This is a genomic window from Paenibacillus sp. MAHUQ-63, from assembly GCF_028765165.1.
Classification (GTDB): Bacteria; Bacillota; Bacilli; order Paenibacillales; family NBRC-103111; genus Paenibacillus_E.
The window spans coordinates 155,593-181,790 of record NZ_JARADB010000005.1 but is presented as its reverse complement, the minus strand read 5'-3'; the positions used below and the strand labels follow the sequence as shown (position 1 = coordinate 181,790).

Annotated in this window: 21 protein-coding genes and 1 riboswitch; of the genes, 13 read left to right on the top strand and 8 right to left on the bottom strand. The window is 53.9% G+C overall.

Annotated features, from left to right (window positions below; all coding sequences use genetic code 11):
* Nucleotides 1-461: 461 nt before the first annotated feature.
* A complete protein-coding gene (locus PUT07_RS26775) occupies nt 462-1,550 on the bottom strand; it encodes a YncE family protein (protein ID WP_274471835.1) in 1,089 nt (362 codons plus the stop codon).
* A gap of 145 nt (nt 1,551-1,695) precedes the next feature.
* On the opposite strand from PUT07_RS26775, the gene PUT07_RS26770 reads away from it, so the two are divergent.
* Nucleotides 1,696-2,796 (top strand): amidohydrolase family protein, encoded by a 1,101-nt coding sequence (locus PUT07_RS26770; RefSeq protein ID WP_274471834.1) that lies wholly within the window; start codon nt 1,696-1,698, stop codon nt 2,794-2,796.
* 59 nt (nt 2,797-2,855) lie between these two features.
* Here PUT07_RS26770 and PUT07_RS26765 read toward each other — a convergent pair whose 3' ends face one another.
* Together PUT07_RS26765 and PUT07_RS26760 are read right to left on the bottom strand one after the other, a co-directional pair.
* Nucleotides 2,856-4,196 (bottom strand): 5'-deoxyadenosine deaminase, encoded by a 1,341-nt coding sequence (locus PUT07_RS26765; RefSeq protein WP_274471833.1) that lies wholly within the window; start codon nt 4,194-4,196, stop codon nt 2,856-2,858.
* 70 nt (nt 4,197-4,266) lie between these two features.
* Nucleotides 4,267-4,366, bottom strand: a riboswitch (purine riboswitch).
* A gap of 106 nt (nt 4,367-4,472) precedes the next feature.
* Nucleotides 4,473-6,587 carry a multicopper oxidase family protein gene (locus PUT07_RS26760; RefSeq protein ID WP_274471832.1) on the bottom strand — a complete coding sequence of 705 codons (2,115 nt, stop codon included), beginning with the start codon at nt 6,585-6,587 and terminating at the stop codon, nt 4,473-4,475.
* Between the two features lie 177 nt (nt 6,588-6,764).
* Here PUT07_RS26760 and PUT07_RS26755 point away from each other — a divergent pair, with 177 nt between their 5' ends.
* From PUT07_RS26755 to PUT07_RS26740, 4 genes are all read left to right on the top strand, one after another.
* A complete protein-coding gene (locus PUT07_RS26755; RefSeq protein WP_274471831.1) occupies nt 6,765-6,929 on the top strand; it encodes a hypothetical protein in 165 nt (54 codons plus the stop codon).
* A 232-nt stretch (nt 6,930-7,161) separates the two neighbouring features.
* Entirely contained in the window at nt 7,162-7,362 is a 201-nt protein-coding gene (locus tag PUT07_RS26750) for a cold-shock protein (protein WP_274471830.1), read from the top strand.
* A gap of 83 nt (nt 7,363-7,445) precedes the next feature.
* Entirely contained in the window at nt 7,446-7,673 is a 228-nt protein-coding gene (locus PUT07_RS26745) for a cold-shock protein (protein ID WP_274471829.1), read from the top strand.
* 107 nt (nt 7,674-7,780) lie between these two features.
* Nucleotides 7,781-9,193: a M23 family metallopeptidase gene (locus PUT07_RS26740; protein ID WP_274471828.1), complete on the top strand. Its 1,413-nt coding sequence runs from the start codon at nt 7,781-7,783 to the stop codon at nt 9,191-9,193.
* Nucleotides 9,194-9,243: 50 nt separating this feature from the next.
* Here the strand turns inward: PUT07_RS26740 and PUT07_RS26735 are convergent, their stop codons facing one another.
* Complete coding sequence (locus PUT07_RS26735) at nt 9,244-10,278, bottom strand: potassium channel family protein (RefSeq protein ID WP_274471827.1); 1,035 nt, start codon at nt 10,276-10,278, stop codon at nt 9,244-9,246.
* Nucleotides 10,279-10,423: 145 nt separating this feature from the next.
* Here PUT07_RS26735 and PUT07_RS26730 point away from each other — a divergent pair, with 145 nt between their 5' ends.
* Nucleotides 10,424-12,742, top strand: coding sequence for an ATP-dependent DNA helicase (locus tag PUT07_RS26730; RefSeq protein ID WP_274471826.1), 2,319 nt, complete (start codon nt 10,424-10,426; stop codon nt 12,740-12,742).
* A gap of 336 nt (nt 12,743-13,078) precedes the next feature.
* Here PUT07_RS26730 and PUT07_RS26725 read toward each other — a convergent pair whose 3' ends face one another.
* On the bottom strand, nt 13,079-14,242 hold the full coding sequence (locus PUT07_RS26725) for an iron-containing alcohol dehydrogenase (protein ID WP_274471825.1): 1,164 nt from the start codon (nt 14,240-14,242) through the stop codon (nt 13,079-13,081).
* 195 nt (nt 14,243-14,437) lie between these two features.
* On the opposite strand from PUT07_RS26725, the gene PUT07_RS26720 reads away from it, so the two are divergent.
* The 3 genes from PUT07_RS26720 (at nt 14,438) to PUT07_RS26710 (ending at nt 17,927) form a co-directional block, all read left to right on the top strand.
* Complete coding sequence (locus PUT07_RS26720) at nt 14,438-15,469, top strand: GGDEF domain-containing protein (RefSeq protein ID WP_274471824.1); 1,032 nt, start codon at nt 14,438-14,440, stop codon at nt 15,467-15,469.
* 70 nt (nt 15,470-15,539) lie between these two features.
* Nucleotides 15,540-15,935 carry a VOC family protein gene (locus tag PUT07_RS26715; RefSeq protein ID WP_274471823.1) on the top strand — a complete coding sequence of 132 codons (396 nt, stop codon included), beginning with the start codon at nt 15,540-15,542 and terminating at the stop codon, nt 15,933-15,935.
* A 150-nt stretch (nt 15,936-16,085) separates the two neighbouring features.
* Nucleotides 16,086-17,927, top strand: coding sequence for an ABC transporter ATP-binding protein (locus PUT07_RS26710; protein WP_274471822.1), 1,842 nt, complete (start codon nt 16,086-16,088; stop codon nt 17,925-17,927).
* Nucleotides 17,928-19,082: 1,155 nt separating this feature from the next.
* On the opposite strand, the gene PUT07_RS26705 is transcribed toward PUT07_RS26710, so the two are convergent.
* Nucleotides 19,083-19,706, bottom strand: coding sequence for an FMN-binding negative transcriptional regulator (locus PUT07_RS26705; protein WP_274471821.1), 624 nt, complete (start codon nt 19,704-19,706; stop codon nt 19,083-19,085).
* 177 nt (nt 19,707-19,883) lie between these two features.
* Here PUT07_RS26705 and PUT07_RS26700 point away from each other — a divergent pair, with 177 nt between their 5' ends.
* The 4 genes from PUT07_RS26700 to PUT07_RS26685 all read left to right on the top strand — a co-directional run bounded on the left by PUT07_RS26700 (nt 19,884) and on the right by PUT07_RS26685 (nt 23,918).
* The gene (locus PUT07_RS26700) at nt 19,884-20,858 is read left to right on the top strand and encodes a Gfo/Idh/MocA family protein (protein ID WP_274471820.1); all 975 of its coding nucleotides are present in this window, start codon (nt 19,884-19,886) and stop codon (nt 20,856-20,858) included.
* A gap of 207 nt (nt 20,859-21,065) precedes the next feature.
* Complete coding sequence (locus PUT07_RS26695; RefSeq protein WP_274471819.1) at nt 21,066-22,115, top strand: ABC transporter substrate-binding protein; 1,050 nt, start codon at nt 21,066-21,068, stop codon at nt 22,113-22,115.
* A 94-nt stretch (nt 22,116-22,209) separates the two neighbouring features.
* Entirely contained in the window at nt 22,210-23,124 is a 915-nt protein-coding gene (locus PUT07_RS26690; protein WP_274471818.1) for an ABC transporter permease, read from the top strand.
* On the top strand, nt 23,124-23,918 hold the full coding sequence (locus PUT07_RS26685) for an ABC transporter ATP-binding protein (RefSeq protein ID WP_274471817.1): 795 nt from the start codon (nt 23,124-23,126) through the stop codon (nt 23,916-23,918). Before PUT07_RS26690 ends, PUT07_RS26685 begins: the two co-directional genes overlap by 1 nt.
* Nucleotides 23,919-24,002: 84 nt before the next feature.
* On the opposite strand, the gene PUT07_RS26680 is transcribed toward PUT07_RS26685, so the two are convergent.
* Nucleotides 24,003-24,500, bottom strand: coding sequence for a PepSY-associated TM helix domain-containing protein (locus tag PUT07_RS26680; protein WP_274471816.1), 498 nt, complete (start codon nt 24,498-24,500; stop codon nt 24,003-24,005).
* A gap of 172 nt (nt 24,501-24,672) precedes the next feature.
* Complete coding sequence (locus PUT07_RS26675; protein WP_274471815.1) at nt 24,673-26,157, bottom strand: DHA2 family efflux MFS transporter permease subunit; 1,485 nt, start codon at nt 26,155-26,157, stop codon at nt 24,673-24,675.
* Nucleotides 26,158-26,198: the final 41 nt, after the last annotated feature.

Below are 26,198 nucleotides of genomic sequence, written 5' to 3'. Positions count from 1 at the left end.
TGCTTCTTTGATACGTTTGCGCAGCCGATTTCCTTACGAATTTTTCCATTAAAAAAATTTAGGAATATTAAGACTTCTTGTCAAATGAACTTCAAAAAAATGTCGATGGTTTTATCTTTTATTTCCACAAAATAAATTTTTGGTATTTTCTAACTATTAAATAATCGCTATAATCCAACACTGTATATACAAATAGTTCTCTATTTCTCGGATCCAACCTCTCGATTACCCCGATCATGCTTCTGGTTGCTACTGAAGCAGAAACTTTTAAAATTAGATAAATACGAATGTTTCGTATTTTCTGTAAATTAAAAATAAAAACCAATCTGCACGCCAACCGCCAGTACAGAGCATGCTGCCTGAACGCGCACCCACGTCGTATCGGCATCCTAGTCGACCCTATGCGACGATGGACAAAAGCCTCCAAATTCGCTTGCGCGAATGTTCGGAGGCTTTGCTCATTAACGATCCTGCACGACGGTAATGGATTGTTCATTGCCGACATAGATCCGGTTGTTTTGTGTGTTCAAAGCCATGTTCCCGGCGGATTGGCCGGTTCGCAGCTTCACCGCCAGCGAATTCGTGAGTCCGTTGTAGACGAACAAATCCCTTGTTTCCGTGTCCCCGACATAGAATCGATTCGTCAATGGATTGACAAGAAGTGAGGCGTAGGTCGGGATGGTTAACTTTCGTGCAACAGCATTGGACTGTCCGTTGATGACGAATAGCTTGCCCTTGCTCACCTGCTGCGCGCTAGTGATATAAATGCGGTTTAAGGCGCTGTTGACGGCAAGCTCGCTCTGCAGTCTTCCGAGTTGAACCGGAACGCTTGCGCCCAAGGTTGAACCGGAAATGACCGAGGCATAACGGCTCAAGTTATTGGCCACATAAATCCGGTTCGTCTGGGGGACGATGCCGGGAGTAATGATCGGATTTCGTCCGACTTTGATCGTCTTCACCAATGCCAGTGTCGATCCGTTGATCACATGGACGGAGTCCATGCCCGTATTCGTGACGTAGATCCGGTTGGTTCGTTCGTTAACGGCGATGAGGGCGGGTGATCCTCCTACGCGGAACGTCTTGAGGATGCGGTTGGTCTTGCCGTCAATAACACTAATGGATCCGTTCGTATTGGCGACATAGATGCGGTTGCGCCCGGTATGAACGGCGATGCCGAATGGACGAACGCCAACCGGCACGCTAGTCACGACGTTATTGCTGCCGCCGTCAATGACTGTGACGGTATTCGAGCGGAAATTCGTAGCATAAATCCGATTGGTGAAGGCGTTGACGGCCAAGAACGTGGTGCCGTCCCCAGCTGTTATATTCCGGATGACTCGGTTGGTCGTACCGTCCAACACGCCTATCTGGTTCTCGCTATGAACGAAATAGACGCGGCCAGTTGCGGAGTTGACACGGATGTCGCCGACTTGACCGGCTACGGGTACGATTTTGATGACCTGTGGTAAGGTCTGCTTCATAAGCACTTCTGGTTTAACCTGCCTGACTTGAGCCATTTGCTGGATAAGAGGCCTTGAGAAGTTCGTCATAGGGGTCCCCTTCCCGTTACGATTAATTGCAATAGTATATGGTGAAAAGAAGGATTGGGAACTTGTATGTGGAAAATATTGGGCAATCCCTGAAACGTTTGATAAAAGGGGAATTTCTACAATCGTCCTGAAATGAGGGGTAGTGATGTCCGGGTCTAAATGGAAAGGCAGCTCACTCGTAATTGTAAGTATAGCGATCGTCTGTGTCGGATTTGGTGTATGGGGATTCCGTTCGTTCCCTGCTCGGGGAGGGGCAAGCCAACCGGCAACACCGGAGAACGTTACAACAGGAACGCCTTCCGCATCCCCGGCAGTCGGAAGCTTCGACGAACTTCTACAGAAATACGGCTCATTGCCGCTTGCCGATGCTCACAATCATGATGCCAGTGATTCCAAATATACAAGTATGGGAAATACGTGGAAACGCGATGCCGTGGATCGTGTTGTGATTTTCGGAGATGTCTCGGAGTTCAGCGCCTTTCGAACCGACGCCTACGCGTGGGATGCCTACCTGGCGAAGCCTGATTTCTATATCCCGTACTTCTCCGGCTTCGATTTGCATGCTCCCTCCAGCCTGGAGATGGTTCGGAACAATCTGGAGCGGGGTTACTTCGGGCTCGGCGAGGTGGCGGGAGCCTCCTACAACTCACCGGTCGTATCCACGGTGGAATGGAAGGCGATGGATCCGATGGACGGTTATCTCCCGCAAATCTATGAGCTTTGTGCGGAGTATCAAGCTCCGATTCTGCTGCACATCGATCCTCCGAACGGCTTTGTTATCGATAAATTGGAGGAAGCTTTGAAGGCGCACCCGAAGACGACGTTTATCTTCGGACATGCCAACGCCTACAATTCGCCGCAAAATATCAAATCTTTGTTGGAGAAATATGATAACATCTACATGGATTTTTTCGCAGGCTTCACCCTGTTGAATCCGGATAGCGGCAACAAGCTGGAGGATTTCCTTCCGGTCATTAAGCAGTACCCGGACAAATTCATGCTCAGCACCGACTCCGGATACGGTCTAGCGTCGGAGCATGCTGCGATCGAAGCGATGTATCGCGTTTTGGATGCGATCGGTGATCCGGTCATCATCAAGAAAGTCGCTTACGATAACTTGAATGACATCATCCGCAAAGAGCCTGCTACGAAGACGCAGAAGGAAGCCATCCTCAAGAAGGACCCGTCGCGCGATGTGGCCAATCTGAGTAAGCTGGAGGCGGGAAAGCTGCTCTATGCCCATTAATCAAAAAAGCCTGCTGTCCGCAACCGGAAAGGCTGTCGGACAGTAGGCCTAATGAACGTCTAACGCAGATTAGCGCGCTTCAGCAAGCGCTGAATGGAGCGGTTCGCTTCCGGAAGGACGATCTCCTTATCGATCGTCCGCATGATCCGGTTCTCCATGACGATCCGCCCGCCGATAATCGTCGTCTCCACGTCGGCGCGCGTCGCGGAGTAAACGATGCGTGAGATCGGATCCACGTCGAAGGACGGATACGTGTGGAAATTGCACAGATCGAGAATGGCCAGATCGGCCTTCTTGCCGACCTCGAGGGAGCCGATCTCGTGCTCCATACCGACGGCGCGGGCTCCGCCGATGGTCGCCATGCGGAAGACCGTTTGCGCATTCATCGACGTCGGTCCGTGTACCGGCTTCTGGATCAGCGCGGCCAGGCGCATCTCGTTGAACATGTCGAGATTGTTGTTGCACGGCGCCCCATCCGCGCCAAGCGAGACGGAGATATCGAGCTTCAGCATATCGGGCGTCTCCGCGATCCCGGAGGCCAGCTTCAGGTTGGAGCCGGGACAATGGCTGACATGAACGCCGCGCTCACGGATGATCCGCTTCTCCTCCTCGTCAAGCCAAATACAGTGTGCGAGAATGAGGCGGTCATTCGCCAAGCCGAGATGGTCGAGATAAACCACATTCCGCATGCCGGTCTCCGCTTGCACGATCGCAATCTCGCCCTGATTCTCGGAAGCGTGCGTATGCACCTTTACTTGGTACTGCTCGGACAGGCTGCGGACCTCGCGCAGCAGCTCTTCCGTACATGAGATGACGAATCGCGGTGAGAAGGCATACTGGATGCGGCCGCCGTCATGTCCGTTCCATTTCTCCAACAAGTCGACGCTTTGTTGAAGTGAATCGACCGTATTCTCCTGCAGCGGGAACGGCACTTCGTCGCCTTTGTCCATCATGACTTTCCCGGACAACGCGCGGATGCCGCTGGAGGCAATCGCTTGGAAGGCGTAATCGGTATGGTGCACGGTCTCCATATCGACTATGGTCGTTGTTCCGCTTTGGATCAGCTCGCCGATGCCCAGCAAGGCGGAATAATAGATCGACTCCTCGTCATGGGACGCTTCAAGCGGCCATATCCGCTGCTTCAGCCAATCCATCAATTCAAGGTCATCTCCCTTGCCGCGGAACAGCGTTTGGCATAAATGAATATGCGTTTGAACGAAGCCTGGAATGACCGTGCGGTTCCTGGCATCGATCACTTTATCCGCTTTGGACGGATCTGCGTTCACATAGGGTCCGATTTCCTTAATTTTGTCATCCTCAATGAGAATATCTCCGGTATAAATATCCCCGTCACGGTTCATCGTGACGATCTCCGCGTTTTTAATTAGAATAGTCGCCATGGGCATAAACCTCCTGCTTCTGTTTATTGTATGACGCCAGGAACATAAAAAAACTAGCCACGAAAAATATGCAAATGCGCACATTCTTCGTAGCTAGAAATTTACGGTTTCTAAGTAGAGACCCTTAATCCGATTATTAAGGTTATACGAAAAAGAGTATTCGGTTTTTCCGTTTCAATCGAATGTTCCTGCTTTCTCTAGCGTAACGGCTCCGGTACCGATTTGTCAATGATGTGTTATATATAGTGACATGGACCGCACATCCCCTCCCTCTTTTTACTCGGGATGATTGTTTGTTCCGCTGCCTACGGTATAAGGCGACGTTACGCCTTCATACATCAGATGCATGGTCATGCCGGCAGCGGCGTGCACAAGGTTGTGACAGTGATCCATCCATAGCCCTGGGTTATTGGCGACGAAGGCGACTTCATAGGTATCGCCCGGCTGCACATCCAACGTGTCCGACCACCAGGGACTGCCGGTGGAGGGCTTGCCGTTGTGGGAGAGAACGAGCACGTGATGCCCGTGCAGATGCATCGGATGCTCGACATTGCCGCGGTTGATGATCGTCGTTTTGACGAGATCGCCCTCCTTCACCATGAACATCGGCGTATTGGGGAATACTTCGCCATTGAGCGTGTAAAGGAAATCGAAGCTGCGGTTGAAGAATCCGAGCTTATTGTCCAGAACAAGCGTAAACGCTCTGTCGAACCGGCTGCTTGCGTCAAAAGGCGTTGATGTCGGGCTGCCGTAAGCGATCGGGTCGAAGGCAACGGTTGGCGCGATCGCCGGGATGTCGCCGCTGCCGTCTGCAGACATCAGAATCCCTGCGCCATTCGCCCCTGCCCCGAGATATACCGGGCGTTCCGGCATGATGAAGGTGATGTCGTAGCGGCCGCCGGTAGGCACAATGATATGGGTGTTCGTCAGCACATCCGGCTTATTTAAATCCGTACCGTCAATGGCGGCAACCTCGTAATGCGTGCCGGTCAACGTATACTTCTGATTCACCCAATCGTCGGTGTTGATCAGTCTCATCCGCACAGGAGTTCCCGGAGCAATCGCCATCCGCTCGAGACCGTCGTTAGCTCCGATGGCGATCGAAGCGCCGCTCCAACGATGTGTCATTACGGTGATGTCCTTCACAGGCTGTAAAGGGTCGAGCTTGGGCTCTACGACCAGCGCTCCGAACAGCCCCTTGCTGACGGCTTCCTTAGAGTCCTGATGCGAGTGGTACCAGAATGTGCCCGTTTGCTCGGCGCGGAACCGGTAGGTGTAGGTTTCGCCCGGCATAACGGCATTCTGCGTTGCACCGGCAACACCGTCCTCCGCGTTAGGGACATCCAGGCCATGCCAATGAGCTGTCACACCCTGCTCGATATCCTGATTAACGAGCGTGATTTCGACCAACTCGCCTTCTTTGATGCGAAGCTCGGGACCCGGAATTTGTCCGTTATACGTCCAGGCTTCCACGGATTTGCCGGAGCTGAGCGTGACCGTTTTCTTCTGGGCTGTCAGCGTGAATCGGCGATCCGGCGTCCCTTCGCGGGGACCGGTCAACTCGTCAACGGAGATCGTGCCGCTTGATGAGGCGTTCATGGCGGCCATTCCGCTGTGGTGGTTATGCGGGTTCGTGCCTGCGGGCATGCCCCCGCCATAATCATGCGTTCCGCTCGCCATATCGATTTCGGCAGGCAGCTCGCTTCGCTCCATGGCATACGTGAATAGGTAGTAGCCTGAAGCAGCCAGCACGGCAAGTACGCCGAGCATGGCCAAGCCCCGTCTCCAGAAAGCGGGAGCCGTGTAGGATTCCGTTTTGCTAACCTGCATGAACCGCACCCGGTGTCTCCACCAAAGCGCTGCCGTCGCTACTGCGCCAACGGCCAGCGGTACGGCAATGTCCTGCCACTGGAACGGGAACGGCGGCACAAGGGCGAAATAGAAGGACGTTAATGCGGCCAGCGCCGTCATCTGAAAAGGAAGAATGAGAGCGGGACTCGCCGCTCTTGGATAGATAGCCGGGTCCGCGGGAATAGCCGGCTCCCCTTCCCCGGACAGGGGCTTCGTGAGCGCGCGCAGCTTGATCAGCTTCGGCACCGATACGAACCAGACCGTCAGAAGCGGCAGCACGATCAGCGGCACCCCGACCAGCATGCGGTCGATCCAGAAAGCAGCCTGCATCGTCTGCTGCATCCAAACCGTAGCGCCGATGACAGCGGCAGCCGGGATGATGGGGAACCACGACCAGAAGAGCAGCTTGCGCGCTTTGCGATGCATGCGCTCCGGGCTCCCGCTATATAGAAGTCGCGAAGCTTTGACACTCCCGATCCAGGCGAAAATGAAATAGAATAACGATCCGAGCAAGATGGCTCCTATACTTATGCTGTACACGTTGAATGACCCTCCCAGTAAACTTCATTACCTTCAGTATAGGGACCTCGCTTAAGCCGGCAAACGGTCTTGAGGCTAATTGAAACCTAGACCAAAGTTGGGGCGGCCTGCATAACTTCCCCTTAATTGCAAAACATAAATGTCGGAAAACAACCCTCATGAAAGGAGGCAAACTGTATGAAGCACATCGTTCGGGATCACGTCGCCAAGGAAGCGGGCATTTCGGAGTTTCAAGCGGAGAAAGCCGTCGAGGCCGTCGTTGACTATTTCAAAACGAGGCTTAACGTAGAGGCGAACAATGAAATTCAAGGCGTCTTGTTTGGTGAAGACCACCACGACTAACTCCCGTATGGGAGTTTTTCTGTGCTGTGGAGGGCGATTACATCACTATGTAAGAACTGGAAATAGTTTGCGTTTTCAAATGCGATATGATATGATGGTCGTAATCGACAAAAAGAACCTGAATTCACATATTGTAAAGGGTTTTCATTTTTGTTAGAACCTTTTATAATGTGTGAATTTTTTCTCTTTGAAGAATAAAAAACATGTTAATAATTTTTTGGAGGTATTACTCATGGCTACTGGTACAGTGAAATGGTTTAACGCAGAAAAAGGTTTCGGTTTCATCGAAGTTGAAGGCGGCAACGATGTATTCGTTCACTTCTCTGCAATCCAAGGCGAAGGCTTCAAAACTTTGGACGAAGGTCAACAAGTTGAGTTCAACGTTGTTCAAGGCAACCGCGGACCGCAAGCTGAGAACGTTGTAAAACTGTAATATAATTAAAAAGACTGCCTTACCTTGCGTAATGGCAGTCTTTTTCAATTTAACTAAATGTTCATACACGGAGGAGGATCACCATGTATTCCAGAAAAAAGTCCTTTGAAGAGATGCCTCTAGAAAATGTGACGGTATGGTCTTGTGTACAAGAAGGCTGTAAAGGCTGGATGCGGGATAATTTCACTTTCGAGCACGAACCGACTTGCCATTTATGCCAGTCTGCCATGGTTCGAAGCGTCAAGTTGCTTCCTCTCGTGAACAACACGAGCATTGATCAGAAAGAACCAAAGAAAAGCGTACAGATTTAAACGAAGCCCGGAGACGATGCTGTCTTCGGGCTTTTTATGTTATGATGGACACATATCCATATGAATGAAACCCATAGCCCATTGCAGGACAGGGGGGAATAAATGCTGTGAAACGTGCAAAACGCCGCCGGCAGTGGCCTTTATTGGCAGGCGCTTGTCTGCTTGCCGCTTGTGTTGTGATCTTGATCGGCAAATCGCCGTTCGGTCCGGTCTCCTCCTGGACGAGAGCGGACCCGGCTCCTGCTTCAGCGACTCCGGCCCCTACGCCGCCGCCCAGAGTAGCCGAGACATTCCGCATGGAGGATTTGGAACATGGCTGGGTGCGGTACGCGGACGGCCTCGTCGTGACAGAAGACGGGGGAGCGCAGTGGCGGGAAGGGACAGAGAACGTAGCGGCCGGTGCATTGCCAACACCGACTGGAAGCGCTGCCACTGCAACGGGAGCACTGAAGCTCGAGGAGCTGCTGCGCCTGGAGGGAGATACAGGAGCCTTCCCATCTCCGCAGACCGTTATGTTGGGGGCGGCCGAGGTTCCCGTGAAGATGACGCAGTTCCTGACGCCGCGAATCGGCTGGGCGCTGCCTGTCAGCTCCAAGGATGCGAAGAGCCCGCTGCTCGTTACGGCCGATGGCGGACAGACGTGGTCGGACGGTATGGCCGAGGAGGTCAAAACCGCCATCCGGAAGGAGCAGGACCGGCTTCAGCTGCTGGCGAAGGAGCTTCCGCTTTATCCGACGAAGGAAGCTGCTCAGGGCATCATGAGCGCCGATTGGAAGCTCGTGCCGGACACGGCGGCACCGGGGGATGCGGTGCTGGTGCGGCATAACAAGCCGGGGACCATCGCCTGGCAGAACAAAACCTACACGCTTCAGCCGTACGGAGCGGGGTATTTCACGTATTTGCCGATTCCGATGGCGGTCAAGCCCGGCAAATACCCGATCGGCGATCAGACGCTGACCATCGTGCCGAAGAAGTTCGAGACCCAGTATCTGAAGGTTACGGCTCAGATGGAGAGTATGAAGCAGGATACGGCGCGAATCGCCGCCGATCAGAAGAAGATCGATCTGGCTCGCAGCAAGTCCGAGCCGGAGTTCTTGTTCAGCGGTCCGTTCGTGAAGCCGATCGAGGGGATTTTGACGACGCCGTATGGCTATACCCGTTATGTGAACGGGAAATACGACAGCGCGCATATGGCGGTGGATTTGGCCGCGAAGGAGGGCACGCCGATCAAAGCGACCAACGACGGGGTCGTGGCGCTGGCCGACAGCCTGTACTTGACCGGTAATTCCATCTATCTCGATCATGGGATGGGGCTGTTCTCCCAGTACGCTCACATGTCGGAGCTGAAGGTGAAGACAGGCGACCGGGTGAAACAAGGGGACATCATCGGTTTGGTCGGGACGACCGGATTCTCCACCGGGCCGCATCTGCATTTCACTTTCTGGGCGCATAACGTGCAGGTCAATCCCGATTTGTTTTGGAATACGACGCCGTTTCGTTGGACTGCACCCAAAGGATAAATAAGAAGGACGCCGGCTCTCTGCCAACGAGAGTTCGGTGTCCTGTTTCGTTATGCCCGCGCAGAAATGCGCTGGAACGTGTCCGCGTCGCAAATGACGAAGAGCTGCGCGTCTTCTGGAATCAACTGGTCCAGCTTGCGGTTGATGTTCAACTGATCGCGGTCGGCGATCAGGGTGGCGCCTTCCTCCAGCAGCCGCTCGAAAGCGTCGCGGTACGTGCGCCATTCGCTTCTTTTGCCCAACACATGAAGATTGCTGCTGGATCGCCTGGTCAGAAGCTGCGATACGACGCGGGACGACCCGGGCGAGAAGGCGGAGCGGACGGCTAACTGCGAGATGGTCTCGGAGCCGAGGATGAATTCGTTGACATTGACGTGCTGGAAATTTTGCATGTTTTCACTGTTTTTGATTTCGACGATGGAGTGGACGTTGCGGAAATTGCGCTCAATGGTGGTGGCTACGAGCAGCGTCTTGCCGTCGACGAACGACGGGTCGCGAAGCATCGCTTGATCTTCGGTGATTTCATTGGCGAAAATGAAGACGGAGCGGGCCTTCTCCATATTGGCCATTTCGAGCGTTTCGAGGTGGGTGGGATTGCCGCGGATATAATGGACCCGGTTATGTACGATCGGTGTCTTATCCAGCGTATCGATCAAGACGACTTCCGTTGTCGTGTCCGTATTCAATATTTCCTGAATGGCCAATTCGGCATTTTTGCTCCAGTCAATGATGACAAAATGCTGTTCGCCTTGAAATCGCAATTTACCCTCTTCCTTTCGCTGTCTATAGACGAATAGTGAGTCAATTACTTTGCTGATGGTGACGGATATAAGACCGATGCCGAAGATGTACAGAAAGATGCCGAGGCATTTGCCGGCCACGGTTTTGGGCGCGAAGTCCCCGTATCCCGTCGTCGTCACGGTCGTCATCACCCACCACAACCCGTTGAAAATGCTGCCGAACGTTTCCTTCTCCAGGAGATAGGCGCCGATCGCGGATAACAGAATGAAGAGCAGGGCAAGTGTGAATGTGAATTTGTTGTCCAAGCGAAGCAGTTTAAGGAAGAGTTTACTGAAAAAGAACATAGGAACTTCCTTTCCTGAATGGGTTGGAAAATATTTGAAAAGTCAATGCTATTGTAGCACAGTTCCACTTCCTGAGGGGAGGTGGATATTTGGCTTTGCCGCATGCTACAATAAGGAACAAATGTTCTAAGACGGAGAATGGCTAATGACCCAAATGATCAGCATTTCTGTGCGCTCCCTGGTGGAATATGTATTCAGCAGCGGCAGTATCGATTCCAGCTTCCGGACCAGTGTCGCGCTGACCGAGGGGACCAAGGCGCACCAGAAATTGCAAAAGCAATACCGTGAATCGGACGAGCATGAGGTGTACGTATCGGCGGAGATCCCTTGCCGGGAGCTGTTATTCGTCATTGACGGCCGGTGCGACGGGCTTCTGCAGGAGGCGGACAGCAGCTCGGTAACGGTAGACGAGATCAAATCCACCTCTTCGGACATCGGCTTGATCGAGGAGAATTCGTATCCCGTCCATTGGGCGCAAGCGATGTGCTATGCCTATATGGTGGCCAAAGACCGCGGACTTCATCAGATGCGTATCAGGCTTACGTATATGCAGGTGGATACGGAAGAGACGCGCCGGTTTATACGGGAAGCCTCCTTCTCTGAACTGGAGCTGTTCGTGCAGGATGTGGTGGAGCGTTATTACCCTTATGCGCATGCGCGTTATGAGCATGTGCAGCGAAGGGACCGGAGCGTGAAGGAGCTGGCCTTCCCGTTTCCCGCCTACCGGGAGGGCCAGCGCAAGCTTGCGGCTGCGGTCTATAAATCGATCGGCGAAGGACGCAAGCTGTTCGCCAAGGCGCCGACCGGGATCGGTAAGACGATGTCGACGCTGTTCCCTTCCGTCAAAGCGATTGGGGAGGGGCTGCTGCAGCGGATTTTCTATTTAACGGCGAAGACGATTACACGTACGGCAGCGGAAGAAGCCTACGCATTGCTTCAGGCACGAGGTCTCGAACTGCATGTCGTGACGATTACGGCCAAGGAGAAGGTCTGCCTGAAGGAGGAAGTCCGGTGTACGAAGGAGCATTGCGAATTCGCGGACGGCTACTATGACCGGATCAACGAAGCGGTGCTGGACCTCCTTGGGTCGGAGACGATCATGACGCGAAGTGTCATGGAGACTTATGCGCGGAAGCACCGCGTCTGCCCTTTTGAATTTTCTCTGGATGTCGCCTACGCCGCCGATGCCGTCATATGCGACTATAACTATATTTTCGATCCGCGCATTAATTTGAAGAGGCTGTTCGACGAGCAGAAAAAGCAAACGGCGCTGCTGGTGGACGAGGCCCATAATCTGATTGACCGGGCCAGAGAGATGTACAGCAGTACGTTGACCAAGTCGCCGTTCCTTGCACTGCAGAGGGAGTTCAAAGGTGTGCGCGCCGATCTCCATGATGCGGTCAAAGCCGTTAATCAGTATTTCATCGCACTCCGCAAGCGGATCGGCGAACGGCACATGATGGCGGAGCCGGAGCTTCCGGAGGCTCTCCTGGGGCTGCTCGATGTTTTCCTTGCTAGCGCGGAGAAAGAGCTTGCGGCAGGGGGAGGCAGTCCCGCGAGTCCGCAGCTGCTGGAGACGTACTTCGAAGCGCATAACTTCGTCCGCATCGCGAAGCTGTATGACGAGCGGTACATGACGCTGTATACGTCCGAACGGAACGAGACCGGCGTGAAGCTCATCTGTCTGGACCCGTCCCATCTGCTCCGCCAGATGGGCAAAGGGTACCGGTCGCACGTGTTCTTCTCGGCGACGCTGTCGCCTTTGTCCTACTATATGGACACACTGGGAGCCGGCGAGGAGGATTACTCCGTCAGCGTACCCTCGCCATTCGCCCAAGAGCAGTTGGAGGTGTATGTGCAGCCGTTATCCACGCGGTATCAGGACCGAGAGCGCAGCAGGGAGCCCATCGCCCGTTCGATTTATGACATGGTGACTCGTCATGGGCAGGGCAACCATTTGGTGTTCTTCCCTTCTTATGCTTATATGAGCAGCGTGCAGGAAGCGTTCATGGAGCTTATGGCTGAACAGGGAGGGGATAGCGGACTGCGGATATTGGTTCAGACGGCGCAGATGCCGGAAGAGGAGCGGGAGAACTTCTTGGCCGAGTATCAGGCAGGCCGGGAGGGAACGCTCGTCGGCTTCGCCGTCATGGGCGGTATCTTCTCCGAAGGGATCGATCTGGTCGGCGAGCGGTTGACCGGCGTGGCCATCGTCGGTGTCGGTCTGCCGCAGCTGGGGCCGGAGCGCAATCTGATCCGGTCCTATCTGGATGAGACGGGGAAGAACGGCTACGAGTATGCGTACGTCTTCCCCGGCATGAACAAGGTTCAACAGGCCGGCGGTCGGTTGATACGTTCCGAAACGGACCGGGGCGTGCTGCTGCTGATTGACGACCGCTATCTGCAGCCCTTGTACCAGCGGTTGCTGCCGGAGGAGTGGCGGGGGTACACGGTGCTGCGGTGAGCGGGAGCGGTGAGGGGGGCTGCACCGCGCAAGTTTGCCCGATAGGGAAATACGATCCGCTATTTACCTGGTAAGCGCCCGTTTCGCGGCTCAAGAGGAAATAGGATGCCTTATTCCCGAATTTTGGCTGAAATTGAGTAACTCTGGGGCAAATAAGGCCCTGTATTTCCACATGGCTCATGAATAGGGTGGTACTGGCGGGAATAGCGCACTCTATTTCCCTTTGGGAGGCGTGAATAGTGGTTACACACGCAGGGTTTCGGCTGCTCATACCCATAGAACAGAGGGACTATCCCCATGCAGATGAATCTGCTGGAAGATAGCCCCTCTTTGCGCTTATAGCGACATCTTGTAGATGTTGACGACGTCTTCGCGCGTCAGCTTCTTGAAGTGGCCGAAATCGCCGTACACCATCGCTTTATCGGCCATTTCCTCGATGGTGGAGTCATCGATATTGTAATCCGCGAGCCGGCCTGGCGCGCCGATCGAGGTGAAGAACGCGCGAAGCTGTGCGATGCCTTCCTCGGCGATCTGGCGGTCCGTTCTGCCGGCGTCCTGGACGCCGAAGACACGCTGCGCGAACTGCTTGAACCGCGCTTCGTTGGCATCCAGCGTGTAGGTCATCCAGTTCGGGAACAGGATCGCAAGACCTCCGCCATGCGGGATATCGTGAACGGCGGATACCGCATGCTCCAGATTATGCGTCGCCCAATCGCCGCGTACGCCCATGCTGAGCGTGCCGTTGAGCGCCATCGTGCCGGTATATAGAATGGTTCCGCGATGCTCCAGGTCCGTCAAGTCTTCCAGCAAGCGAGGCGCCGTATCGATGACCGTCCGCAGGATGGTTTCGCAGAAGCCGTCTTGTACCGGCGTGTTGGTGCCATGATGGAAGTACTGCTCGAACACGTGGGACATGATGTCGACCATTCCGTAGACGGTTTGGTTGGCAGGCAGGGAAACGGTGTGAGCCGGATCGAGAATGGAGAACTTCGGGAATGCGTACGGGCTGCCCCAGCCGAGCTTCTCCTTGGTCTCCCAGTTTGTAATGACGGAGCCTGAGTTCATTTCCGAGCCTGTAGCGGCAATCGTCAGCACGGTACCGAGCGGAAGCGCACCTGTAGCGGATGCTTTGCGCGTGACTATATCCCAGAAGTTCCCTTCATACTTGGCGCCAACGGCAACCGCTTTGGCACAGTCGATGACGCTGCCGCCGCCGACGGCCAGAATCAGGTCGATCTGCTGGCTGCGGCATAGCTCCACCCCGCGCTGCACAGTCGATAATCTTGGATTGGGCTCGACGCCGGGCAGCTCGAAAATCGCAGCATCCAATCCCTTCAAGATGTGAACTACCTTGGTGTATAGGCCGTTCTGTTTGATGCTGCCGCCCCCGTACACGAGGAGCACGTTTTTGCCATACTTCGGAATCTCCGTTGTCAGCTTCTCCAATTGACCTTGTCCGAAATGAAGAGTAGTCGGATTATAGAATGTAAAAGTATTCATCGAAATACCTCCTCGTCGATTAGCTATAGGATGTCTTACCCTTCCATTGTATAGATTGAAACTGCAAAAAACAAAATTGAACGATGTGCTGACGACGACAGGAATCTATGCTGGATTGCTTAATGAAGGAGTTCCTGGAACGGTCCTAGAATTCCATGTCACGAAGGACTCCATTTCCAGGGAAGTGAAGGCAGTATGTTCAAAACAAGAAGGTCCGACCACATTTTAGAGATTGCCTATAGTTGTGTAAGGTGGTTTTTCGTACCGACCTCTACGCTTTTATATCTGAAATATTATCAGCACGGGAAGATGGACCTCATTCTATTTGCCGTCCTTTTTTCCGTTGCCGTTTGTTATATGGGAGTTACGGAGTATATTTTGCACCGGTCACCGATTAATTCCGCTTTATACCGTTATATGACAAGGCTAGGCGTGGTCATGGATTACGTCGCCTTCATCATGATTATCTCCCTGACCGGCGGTACGAAAAGCCCATTGCAACCGATTTCATATTTGATTCTTCTGCACGCCTCGCTCTACTGGAGCTTCACAGGCGCTATGGTGGCAACGTATATGGTCCTCATCGGCTATATCGGGGTCGTTTTCGTAGTGGACGGCGGATTCATGGCGGCCGATCTGCCGCGGCATTTATTTAATTTCGCCTTCACCGTCATGATCGGGGTTATCGGCGGGATCATCGTGGCCCGCGAGCGCAAGCATTTCGTAGAGAAGGGGATCTTTGAGAATCTGGCGAAAAAGGACTATCTCACAGGACTCTACAATCATCGCAGCTTTCAGGAGCAAATCCGGGAAACGATTACGCAGCGCAAGCATTTTACGCTTGTGATGTGCGATATCGATTATTTCAAAAAAATAAATGATCGCTATGGCCATCAAGTCGGCGATGCGGTCCTTATAGCGATCGGCCATCTGCTGGAAACCGTCATTCCGGAGGATCAGGGCCGTGCTTTTCGTTATGGAGGCGAGGAGTTTACGATTATTTTGTTCACACCGGACCGCCAGCCGGCCATCGCATTGCTGCAGCGGTTCATCGCGGAGCTCAAGAAGCTTGAATTCGGCTCTGACGATGACAAGTTTGGCGTGTCGATGAGCTTCGGCGCGACAGTTCGCAAGAAGGATCAGAAATCGGAGGAGCTTGTAGCCGCGGCGGATATGCTGCTCTATGCGGCCAAAGAGCAAGGAAGAGACCGTGTCGTCTGGGGATAGGCCTTTACGGATATCCTATATTTTGAGTACATTGAGGAAAATATAATGAAACTTTAGGAGGATTTTTACGATGGCAAAACTGACTCCCTATATATACAGCAGCAGCGCTAGGGCGCAGGCGGATTTCTACGTCAAGGCGCTGGGCGGCGAAATCGTTTCGCTGCGCACGTTCGCAGATATGCCGGGTGCCGATGAGGCGGACCGCAACCGTGTGATGCATTTGGAGCTGCATGCGTTAGGGCTTCGTTTCTTCATGGCGGACTCGGGCACCGACGCGGTGAACCGGGGACAAGGCATGGACTTGTCGCTGGAATTTGCGAGTGAAGCGGAGGGGCGCCGAATTTTCGCGGCTTTATCCGAGGGCGGCAGGGTGATCATGCCGTTCGAGCGTATGTTCTGGGGGACGATGTTCGGGCGTCTGGAAGATCCGTTCGGCATCGTATGGCAGATCACAACGGAGACTTAGCCTTTAACTCCTCTACATCGCCGGACCGATTCGATCCTGTTTATATTCCGTTTAAAATACAGGTGTATAGTTCTTTTTGCCAAGAGAAACTGAAAAGAACATATAGACGAGACGGATCCATATCCGGTCGGGTAAAGGAGTAGATGAACTGTGAGAGAAGCAAGGAACGCGGCGGCTCAGGGAGCGGGCAATTGGCGGGGGTTTTTCCGCTTGATCCTGCAGGCTGAGCCTCCGAAGCTGTTGTTAAGCATAGCATTAGGATTAAGCATTATGTCAACGTTGGTGAGTTTGGTGATCCCGCTGTTTACGAAGAATGTCGTCGACAGCTTCTCGATCGACGCCTTGAACTGGATGCAGATCGGCGGTATGGCGGTCGCCTTCGTCGGTTCGGCCGTCGCATCCGGGGTTTCCGTCTATCTGCTGAATTATGCGGGGCAGAAAGTCGTGGCGGGCATTCGGGACCGGTTGTGGAAGAAGCTGCTGGTGCTGCCTGTCGGTTACTACGACAATCACCAAACGGGGGATACGATCTCCCGAATGACGAACGATACTGCGGTGATCAAAGGGTTGATCGCCGAGCATACGTCAGGCTTTGTTACAGGTCTTATTTCTATAGTTGGTTCAATCGTCGTACTGTTATATATGGATTGGAAAATGACGCTCATTATGTTCAGCGTGTTCCCGATCGCCTTCCTAATCCTCTTTCCGCTGGGGCGGCAAATGTTCAAAATCTCCAAAGGTATGCAGGCCGAGACCGCCAGCTTCACATCGGTACTGAATCGCGTTCTCTCCGAGATCCGCTTGGTGAAGGCGGCGAACGCGGAGCCTGTGGAGTATAAAGAAGGCAGCTCCGGCATTCAAAAGCTGTTCCAATTCGGCCTGCGCGAAGGCAAAATCCAAGCGCTGATGGCCCCGCTCGTTACCTTTGTCATGCTCATGCTGTTTGTCGTGCTGTTCGGTTACGGTGGGATGCGTGTGGCGTCCGGGGCGATATCGGCGGGTCAATTAGTCGCTTTCATGTTGTACTTATTCCAGATCGTGATGCCGATTACGCAAATCACCCAATTCTTCAATCAAGCGCAAAAAGCGATGGGAGCGACCGATACGATCCTGAAGGTGCTGGATTATGAAGAGGAGAATCCGTATGCCGGCGCCAATGTCACGAATGCTTCACAGTCGATCCGTTTCGACGGAGTCACTTACGGCTACAAAGAGGGAGAGTCCGTGCTGAAAGATGTCTCCTTCACGATGGAAGCGGGCAAAGTGACGGCCATCGTCGGTCCGAGCGGAAGCGGGAAGACGACGACATTCTCGCTGCTCGAACGGTTCTATTCGCCGCAGGCGGGCTCCATCACGTTAGGCGCGGATGCCATTGACCGGTTCTCACTCGTCTCCTGGCGGAGTCAGATCGGGTACGTATCCCAGGAAAGTCCGCTTATCGCGGGTACGATTCGGGATAATCTGTGCTACGGCCTGCAGCGGGAAGTGACGCTGGAGGAGATCAAGCAGGCTTCGCAGATGGCTTATGCGGACGCGTTCATTGAGGAGCTGCCGCAGCAGTATGACACCGAGGTCGGCGAGCGCGGCATCAAGCTGTCGGGCGGACAGCGGCAGCGGATTGCGATTGCGCGGGCTTTGCTGCGCGATCCGAAAATTCTTATGCTCGACGAAGCGACATCGAGTCTGGACAGCAAGTCCGAGGTTGTCGTGCAGCAAGCGCTGCAGAACCTCATGCAGGGACGTACGACGCTCGTCATCGCTCACCGCCTCTCGACGGTCGTCGATGCCGACCAGATCATCTTCCTGGACAAAGGCGTCGTCACAGGAAGCGGTACCCATCAGGAGCTGCTGGAGACGCATGAGATGTATCGCGAGTTCGCCACGCAGCAGCTGCAGATTCAGGAGCAGCTGGCTGCGGACGCTTCGCCTGTGTTGGCTGAGGCAGGCAAGGGACCCGCTGCCGCGGGGTCGCTGCAGCGCGAGATTCATTAGCGCTGCGGGAGGCATGGTTTTTGGGGTGGATAGAGTGGCTGGACAGTTGATCTGTTCGGCCGCTTTTTTGTTGGAGGCGTGATGAGGCAGGTGGGGCTGCCTTAACGAAAGTCTCGCTCATAACGGGGATTTCTCCTGTTAAATGAAGTCTGATCGATCCACAAACGATGGATAACAGGAAAAACTCCTGTTAATTTCCCCCAACTTGCTGTCTTTTCGCGAAAAGTGGATGAAATAACGGGAGGAATTCCCTCTATTCGCACAACTGGGCCAATAACCTCGGAAATAACGGGAGAAATTCCAGTTACGCCACGGCCCGAGGATAAGAAAACAGCCCTCCTCAATGAGAGTCTCATACAGGGAGCAAGCATCCCTCGACAAGAGTCTCGCCCATAACGGGAAATTCTCCTGTTAAATGCAGCTGATGAACACCCAAACGATGGATAACAGGAAAAACTCCCGTTAATCTCCCTCAACTTGCTGTCATTTCGCGAAAAGTGGATGAAATAACGGGAGGAATTCCCTCTATTCGCGCAACTGGGCCAATAACCTCGGAAATAACGGGAGAAATTCCAGTTACGCCACGGCCCGAGGATAAGAAAGCGGCCCTCCTCAAGGAGAGTCTCATACAGGGAGCGGGCATCCCTCGACAAGAGTCTCACCTATACCGGAGCAGGCCTCCCTCAACAAGAGTCTCGCCCATAACGGGAATTTCTCCTGTTAAATGAAGTCTGATCGATCCACAAACGATGGATAACAGGAAAAACTCCTGTTAATTTCCCTCAACTTGCTGTCTTTACGCGAAAAGTGGATGAAATAACGGGAGGAATTCCCTCTATTCGCACAACTGGGCCAATAACCGCCGAAATAACGGGAGAAATTCCAGTTACGCCACGGCTCGAGGAGCTCCTCAACGGAGAGTCTCAACCGGAGCGGGCACCGCTCTGCAGGCAACCCGCATGCTCTGCCAGCCTCCCTGTCCGTCGCAACCCACATCCTCCCGCCAGCCTCACTGTCCGTCACAATCTGCGCATGCCCCGCTAGCCTCCCTATCCGTCGCAACCCACATCCTCCCGCCAGCCTCACTGTCCGTCACAATCTGCGCATGCCCCGCTAGCCTCCCTATCCGTCGCAACCCACATCCTCCCGCCAGTCTCACTGTCCGCCGCGAGCCGCAAGGTTCTGCCTCATCAGCGCCGCGATCTGATTCTCATTTTCCCGGTTAAGCTGCTCCAACCGTCGAATGACGAGCTCCTGACGCTCGGCAGGATGGTTTTGGCTCAGCTTCGCCTTGCCTTCCATGCGGGTGATGCCGATCCGGAAGCTTTGAACCCCCTTGCTTAACCCGGCCAAATAGGCGGCGTCCACGTCGGCCAGCTTATACGGGCTATCGGACGCCTCGTATTTGACGACCAAGTCCTGCATGGCAGAGAGGGTTTCTTCGGTGTCATGAACCATCTGGACCCGCCCATAGACATGGACAGCTACATAGTTCCACGTTGGAACCGAGGTGCCGGTCTCGTACCAGGAAGGGGAGATGTAGCAATGAGGTCCTTGGAAAATAACGAGCGCCTCCTGACCCTCCAGATCGGTCCATTGCGGGTTAGGACGCGCGAAGTGGCCGAGAAGACAGCCGTTCTCCCTATCGAGCGTAAGGGGGAGATGCGTAGCGAACGGACGGCCTTGATGCTGGGAGACCAGCGTGGCGAAGCCGTTTTGTTCCATGATATCGTACATCAGACGAACATCCTGTATTTCGAAATGGGCAGGGACATACATGCGTTGGCTCACCTGTTTCGTTAGATTTTCCGACATTATAGCAACATGGGTGGGATAGACATAGTGCCAATTGCAGCGATATCTTTTGTACCAATTGAAATAGGTTCGGAGGAGGAGAGGCGCGTGTGTCGAATGTTATGAAGTAACAAATTGCATAGAGCTGGAGGGAATCGATGTATGGATAAGGTTCGATGGGGGATTATCGGCTGCGGCGACGTGACGGAAGTGAAAAGCGGGCCTGCTTTTCAGAAAGTGAACGGGTCTGAGCTTGTTGCCGTTATGCGGCGCAATGGCGCGTTAGCGGAGGACTATGCCAGAAGGCACGGGGTAGCCAAATGGTACGACGATGCGGAAGCGTTGGTGAATGATCCTGATGTGAACGCAGTTTACGTGGCGACGCCTCCTGGTTTCCATCGGGATTATGCCGTGATGGCAGCGAAAGCGGGAAAGCCGGTCTATGTCGAGAAGCCGATGGCCCGTAATCATGAGGAGTGCCTCGAAATGATCGCCGCTTGCGAAGCAGCGGGTGTGCCGTTATTCGTGGCTTATTACCGCAGGGGGCTGCCAAAGTTTCTGCAGATCAAAAGCCTGCTGGACAGCGGCGTGATAGGCGAGATCCGCTTCGTCCATACGACCTATCTCCAGATGCTGCGAGAGGACGAGGGGCAAGAGCTTCCGTGGCGCATTCAGCCCGAGCTGTCGGGAGGCGGTCTGTTCGTGGATTTGGCCAGCCATACGCTCGATATTCTGGATTATTTGCTCGGACCGATCGGCGAAGTGAAGGGCTTTGCCAAAAATCAGAGCGGACAGCATCAAGTGGAGGATATCGTAACAACCGCCTACGCGTTCGAGTCCGGCGTGATGGGCACGGGCATTTGGAGCTTCAACAGCTACAAGCGCAGCGATGTGAACGAGATTGTAGGTTCCCGCGGGAAAGTGGCGTTCTCGACATTCGGCGACGATCTTCGCGTGGAGACGGCGGACGGCGAAGTGCAGACATATACGATTCCGAATCCGGCGCATGTACAGCAGCCTCTGATCGGGATGGTTGTGGACGAACTGAGAGGTCTGGGCACAAGCCCGAGTACCGGCGTTACGGGGGTGCGGACGAACCGGGTGATGGACGAGCTGCTTCGCGGTTTTTATAAATAGGGATAGCGGAAAGACTGCGCCAAATTATGACATGGTGCATAAAACAATTGACGGAAACACGCGTACCAATTAAACTGTGGTTAATTAGAAAATGGGCTTGGCCTATATCGGTATACCACGGCACTTTGATGAACAAAAGCGTTAAAGTGATGAGTGGACGACGGGTTCAAGCTGGCCAAATGGGTACAAAAGAGAGGGGTAATGAGGTTGAAAAAGAAAGCACTTGCATCACTTGTATTATCAGCAGCTCTTATGGTCGTGGCCGGTTGTGGCCAAAAGGCGGCAACAACGCCGGCGGCAGGAGGCGCATCAGCAGCTCCGGCAGCGACGGCAGCCGCATCGAAGACGTACAAAGTAGCAATTTCACAAATCGTCGAGCACCCTTCGTTGGATGCTACTCGCCAAGGCTTCCTGGCCGCGCTGAAAGATGCCGGTATCGTGGAAGGCACGAATTTGAAAGTCGACTTTAATAACGCGCAAGGCGATCAAACGAACAACTTGTCCATCGCGCAAAAGATCGCTTCCGCTGACAATGATTTGGTGCTTGGAATCGCTACGCCATCCGCTCAAGCGGTCGTACAGCAAGTGAAGAAAGCCCCGATCCTTTTCGCAGCCGTAACGGATCCGCTGGCAGCGAAGATCGTCACGAATGTAGATAAACCGGGAGGTACGGTTTCCGGAGCATCGGATACGAACCCGATGGCTGTCGCTCAATTGATGGATTTCGTAGCAGCTAACATGCCGAAGGTGAAAACGGTTGGTCTTGTCATCAACGAAGGCGAGCCGAACGCAGTAATTATGGCCAAAAATGCAGAGGAAGCGCTGACGAAGCATAACATTAAACTGGTGAAAGCGCCAGTAACCAATACATCCGAAGTGAAGCAAGCCGCTCAATCGCTTGTAGGACGTGCGGACGCGTTCTTGATCACGCTGGACAACACCGTTGTTAGCGGTGTGGACGGCATCATTCAAGTGGCCAACGAAAAGAAAATTCCGTTCTTCTCCAGTGACCGCGATACCGTGGAAAAAGGAGCATTCGCAACGGTTGGCTTCAAATATTACGATCACGGCTACCAAGTAGGGCAAATGGCTGTCGAAATTTTGAAAAACGGCAAAAAGCCTGCCGACATGAAAGTGACGGTTCCAGACAAGCTGGATTTGATCCTGAACCTGAAAGCGGCTAAAGCGCAAGGTATCGAAGTGACGGATGCCATGAAAAATGCCGTCAAAGACAAAGAGAAAAACATCATTCAGTAATGGATAGGATAAGAGGGGTGGACGACACTTTCGTCCGCCCCTTTTTTTCTCTCGTCGGACGCATCTGTGAAAATAATAAGGAGGTTGTTCACCTATGATGGAATCCATGAACGGCGCCGTTGAGCTGGGGCTTCTCTATGCGTTGATGGCGCTGGGCGTTTATATTACATTCCGAATTCTCGACTTCCCTGATTTGACGGTGGACGGGAGCTTTACAACCGGCGGCGCGATAGCTGCCATTATGATTGCTAACGGATACTCGCCGCTGCTGGCTTGCGTGGCGGCCTTTGCCGGCGGCCTTGCTGCCGGTGCTTGTACGGGCTTGCTGCATACCAAAGGGAAAGTTAACGGACTTTTATCCGGTATTTTGATGATGATCGCGCTCTATTCCATTAATATGCGGATTATGGGGAAACCGAACATTTCGCTGCTGGGTGCGGACACGATGTTCACGTCGATTTCTCCTATTGCCGTCGGTTTCATCGTTGTCATTCTGTTCAAGCTGCTGTTGGACGGCTTCCTTCACACGGATCTGGGACTATCCCTGCGAGCGACTGGGGATAATGCCCGGATGATTCGCAGTTTCGGGGCGAATACGGATAATACGACCATTCTGGGCATTAGCTTGTCGAACGGTTTAGTGGCTTTGTCCGGCGCGCTGATTGCCCAGCATTCCGGATTTGCGGACATCTCCATGGGAATCGGGATGATCGTCATCGGTCTGGCTTCCGTCATTATCGGGGAAGCGATCTTCGGCGCTAGGTCCGTATTCCGGGCGACGCTGGCCGCTGTTCTGGGCTCGATTGTGTACAGAATCGTCGTAGCGTTGGCGCTGCGCGTGGAGTGGCTCGACGCTTCCGACTTAAAGCTGATTACGGCGATCATCGTTATCATCGCGCTAGTCCTGCCATCGGTGCAGCGTTCCATCCGCCAGAAAGCAACCGCCAAGCGGCGTTCGGCTGAACTGACGGCGCGGGCCGTGCAATTGAACAAGGGAGGTGGCCGCTGATGCTTCAGCTTTCCAATGTATCCAAGCTGTTTAACCCGGGTTCCGCCGATGAGAAAATTGCGCTGATCGGCATCAACTTAACCTTGAAGCCCGGCGACTTCGTCACGGTCATCGGCAGTAACGGCGCCGGCAAATCGACGCTGATGAACATCATCTCCGGCGTGATGACGCCCGATGCCGGTGAAGTGGCGATCAATGGTGAGAAGATCCACCATTTGCCGGAGTACGAGCGCAGCCGTTGGATCGGCCGCGTCTTCCAAGATCCCATGGCGGGGACAGCCCCTCGTATGACCATCGAGGAGAATCTCGCCATGGCCTATACCCGCGGGAAGAAGCGCGGGCTAAGCTTCGGCACGGGAGCGCGCCGCCGTGCGGTGTTCCTGGAGCAGCTGCAGCGTCTCGGCATCGGCCTGGAGGGCCGTCTGCGCGCCAAGGTCGGCCTGCTCTCCGGGGGAGAGCGGCAAGCCCTCAGCTTGCTGATGGCCACGTTCACCCAGCCGCAGATTCTGCTGCTGGACGAGCATACCGCCGCGCTGGATCCTGCGCGGGCGGAGCTGATTACACGATTGACCGAGGAGATCGTGCGCGAGATGAAGCTGACCACGCTGATGGTCACGCATAACATGGAGCAGGCGATCAGGCTCGGCAACCGCCTGATCATGATGGATAAGGGCCGCATCATTCTGGATGTGAGCGAAGAACGGAAGAAGAACTTGACCGTCGAGCAGCTGCTCGGGGAATTCGAACAGATCAGCGGCAGCAAGCTGTCGGATGACCGCGTAGTGCTGGGATAAGTAGTAAAGCCTTCAACCAGAGGAAATGGTTCCTTGGTTGAAGGCTTTTTGTGTAAGTAAGCGCCCTGACGGCGATGCATATGATCAAGCTTCTTGTGCCGCGGATCGGCGTCTTTTTCTTTGCATGCTTTGTGCGCGAAGGGTTTTGATCGACAGGGTGATCCCTGTGACAGTGAGGACGATCATACTGATCGCGGTGAGATCGACAAGCCATTTCACATTCGTATTGCCGATTCTGCCTTCGTGCAGGTTCTTAATGAAACCGGTAACCCCGGCCTGTCCTCCCGGACCGGCACCGCCGCCAGGAAACGGCCGTTGACCTTGCATTTGGCCCTGCATTTGACCCTGCGTCTGTCCCTGCGATGTCCCTTGTCCCTGAGACTGATCCTGGTTTTGGTTCGGCCCCTGGGCTAGTCCAGCCTGATTTCCGGCATTCATAGTTTGCATCATGCCCTGAGGCGGTTCCTCGGAAGCGCCGGTTAACCACTTCTCGGATAACAGTAACCCCGTTACCGATTGAATGAGAATAAATACCGAGCAGATCATCCCGATCCATAAATGCAGTTGTCGCGTTCTCTTCATATGCTCCCGCCTTTTTCCAATTAGTTTGTTATATAAAGGGAGTATAGAGGCTATCGCTGAAAAGCATCTGAAGCTTCGCTGAGCAATTGCTGAGAAAAAAGAAAAGCCCCTTCCCGGCTGAATGTGCAGCCTAGGCAGAGGCAATGGTAATGGTAATACGCAACCGTCCTTATTATTTGGCAATTTCAGCTTTGACTGCAACTGCAGCGGGAGCGGAAGCTTCCTTCTCGGCCGAGCGTTTGCCGACGAACAAACTCAGCGGCAGAGCGACCAGCACGATGAAAGTAGCGAGCAAATACACGTCATTGACGCTCATTGTGAAGGATTGCATCCCGATGACCGCTTTATCTTGAATCCCGCCGGCGGCAAGATCCGTGGCGTGTTTCGTCGATTGGGCCGCCAGCACCGAGGTGAACAAGGCGATGGCGAAAGAGCCGAACACGTTGCGCACCCAGTTGCTCATGGAAGTGGCATGGCCGGACAGCGTCCGCGGAATTTGTTCCATACCCGCATTGCTGGCAGGCATCGTGGCGAAGGCGATCCCGACATTCCGCACGATCATCCAGAACAGGATGTAGCCGCGGGAGACGTCGACGCTAAGCCAGCTAAGCGTTAGCGTACCTACGGCGATAAGGGCGATCCCTACGAAGATCAGGATGCGCGGACCGACCACACTGTACAATTTCCCGACAAGCGGCATACACAGCGCCATAGCCAGGGAGGCCGGGAGCAGAATCAAGCCGGTATCAAGCGGCGTAACATGTTGAATATTTTGCAGGAAAATAGGGGTTAGGAACGTACCCGAGTATAAGCTGATCGTAACGATACTGGAAATAATCAGCGTCAGCGAGAAACGCGCATTCGTCAGAACGCGAACGTTCAACAACGGGGTTTCCGCGCGCAGCTCTCTCCAGATGAAAAGTCCGAGCACGACGACGCCTGTTGCGAACAGCCCGATAATACGGCCGGAAGTCCAGCCCCAGGCATGGCCTTCGGAGAACGCGACAAGCAAGGTAAGACTGCCGATCACAACGGTGATTAAGCCGATGGCGTCGAACCTCTTCGGTACGGAAAGACGGTAGAACGGAATCAATCGGATAACGAGATAAGTAGCAATAAGGCCGACAGGAACATTTAACAGGAACAGCCAGTGCCAGCTCCAGTTCTGGAGAAGCCAGCCGCTAAGCGTAGGGCCGATGGCAGGGGCCATCATGGCGGACAGGGACCATAGGGAAATCGCAATCGGCTGCTTCTCGCGCGGAATCACTTGGTACACGATAGTCATCGTCGCCGGCATGATGAGACCGCTGAAAGCCCCTTGAATAATACGGAAAGCGATGAGTGACGGGGCATCCCACGCAATCGCGCATAACAACGAAAAGACGGTGAAACCGACGAGCGCCAGAGCGTACAGCCGCTTATAACTGAACCTCTCGCCCAAGTAACCGGTGATCGGCGCGATCGTACCGCTGGCAAGCATGAAGCCTGTGATCGTCCACTGGATTTTGCTCAAATCACTATGGAAATGCTCGCTAAGAATGGGTATAGCAATATTAATGGTGCTCATACTCAGGATCGAAACGAACGATCCGAAGAAGATAGCAATCATGATTGGCCAGAAACGGACTTGCTGCAAATCGTCCTTGCTCACTTTCATCCTCCACTCCATCCATTGAATGTCTATGATTGAACTTATTC

Coding starts and splice junctions, on each gene's coding strand:
- PUT07_RS26745 (WP_274471829.1), top strand. CDS start 7,446: ATGTATTCCAGAAAAAAGTCCTTTGAAGAGATGCCTCTAGAAAATGTG.
- PUT07_RS26735 (WP_274471827.1), bottom strand. CDS start 10,278: ATGTTCTTTTTCAGTAAACTCTTCCTTAAACTGCTTCGCTTGGACAAC.
- PUT07_RS26720 (WP_274471824.1), top strand. CDS start 14,438: ATGTTCAAAACAAGAAGGTCCGACCACATTTTAGAGATTGCCTATAGT.
- PUT07_RS26685 (WP_274471817.1), top strand. CDS start 23,124: ATGCTTCAGCTTTCCAATGTATCCAAGCTGTTTAACCCGGGTTCCGCC.
- PUT07_RS26775 (WP_274471835.1), bottom strand. CDS start 1,550: ATGACGAACTTCTCAAGGCCTCTTATCCAGCAAATGGCTCAAGTCAGG.
- PUT07_RS26680 (WP_274471816.1), bottom strand. CDS start 24,500: ATGAAGAGAACGCGACAACTGCATTTATGGATCGGGATGATCTGCTCG.
- PUT07_RS26690 (WP_274471818.1), top strand. CDS start 22,210: ATGATGGAATCCATGAACGGCGCCGTTGAGCTGGGGCTTCTCTATGCG.
- PUT07_RS26705 (WP_274471821.1), bottom strand. CDS start 19,706: ATGTATGTCCCTGCCCATTTCGAAATACAGGATGTTCGTCTGATGTAC.
- PUT07_RS26755 (WP_274471831.1), top strand. CDS start 6,765: ATGAAGCACATCGTTCGGGATCACGTCGCCAAGGAAGCGGGCATTTCG.
- PUT07_RS26700 (WP_274471820.1), top strand. CDS start 19,884: ATGGATAAGGTTCGATGGGGGATTATCGGCTGCGGCGACGTGACGGAA.
- PUT07_RS26765 (WP_274471833.1), bottom strand. CDS start 4,196: ATGGCGACTATTCTAATTAAAAACGCGGAGATCGTCACGATGAACCGT.
- PUT07_RS26715 (WP_274471823.1), top strand. CDS start 15,540: ATGGCAAAACTGACTCCCTATATATACAGCAGCAGCGCTAGGGCGCAG.
- PUT07_RS26730 (WP_274471826.1), top strand. CDS start 10,424: ATGACCCAAATGATCAGCATTTCTGTGCGCTCCCTGGTGGAATATGTA.
- PUT07_RS26725 (WP_274471825.1), bottom strand. CDS start 14,242: ATGAATACTTTTACATTCTATAATCCGACTACTCTTCATTTCGGACAA.
- PUT07_RS26770 (WP_274471834.1), top strand. CDS start 1,696: ATGTCCGGGTCTAAATGGAAAGGCAGCTCACTCGTAATTGTAAGTATA.
- PUT07_RS26750 (WP_274471830.1), top strand. CDS start 7,162: ATGGCTACTGGTACAGTGAAATGGTTTAACGCAGAAAAAGGTTTCGGT.
- PUT07_RS26675 (WP_274471815.1), bottom strand. CDS start 26,157: ATGAAAGTGAGCAAGGACGATTTGCAGCAAGTCCGTTTCTGGCCAATC.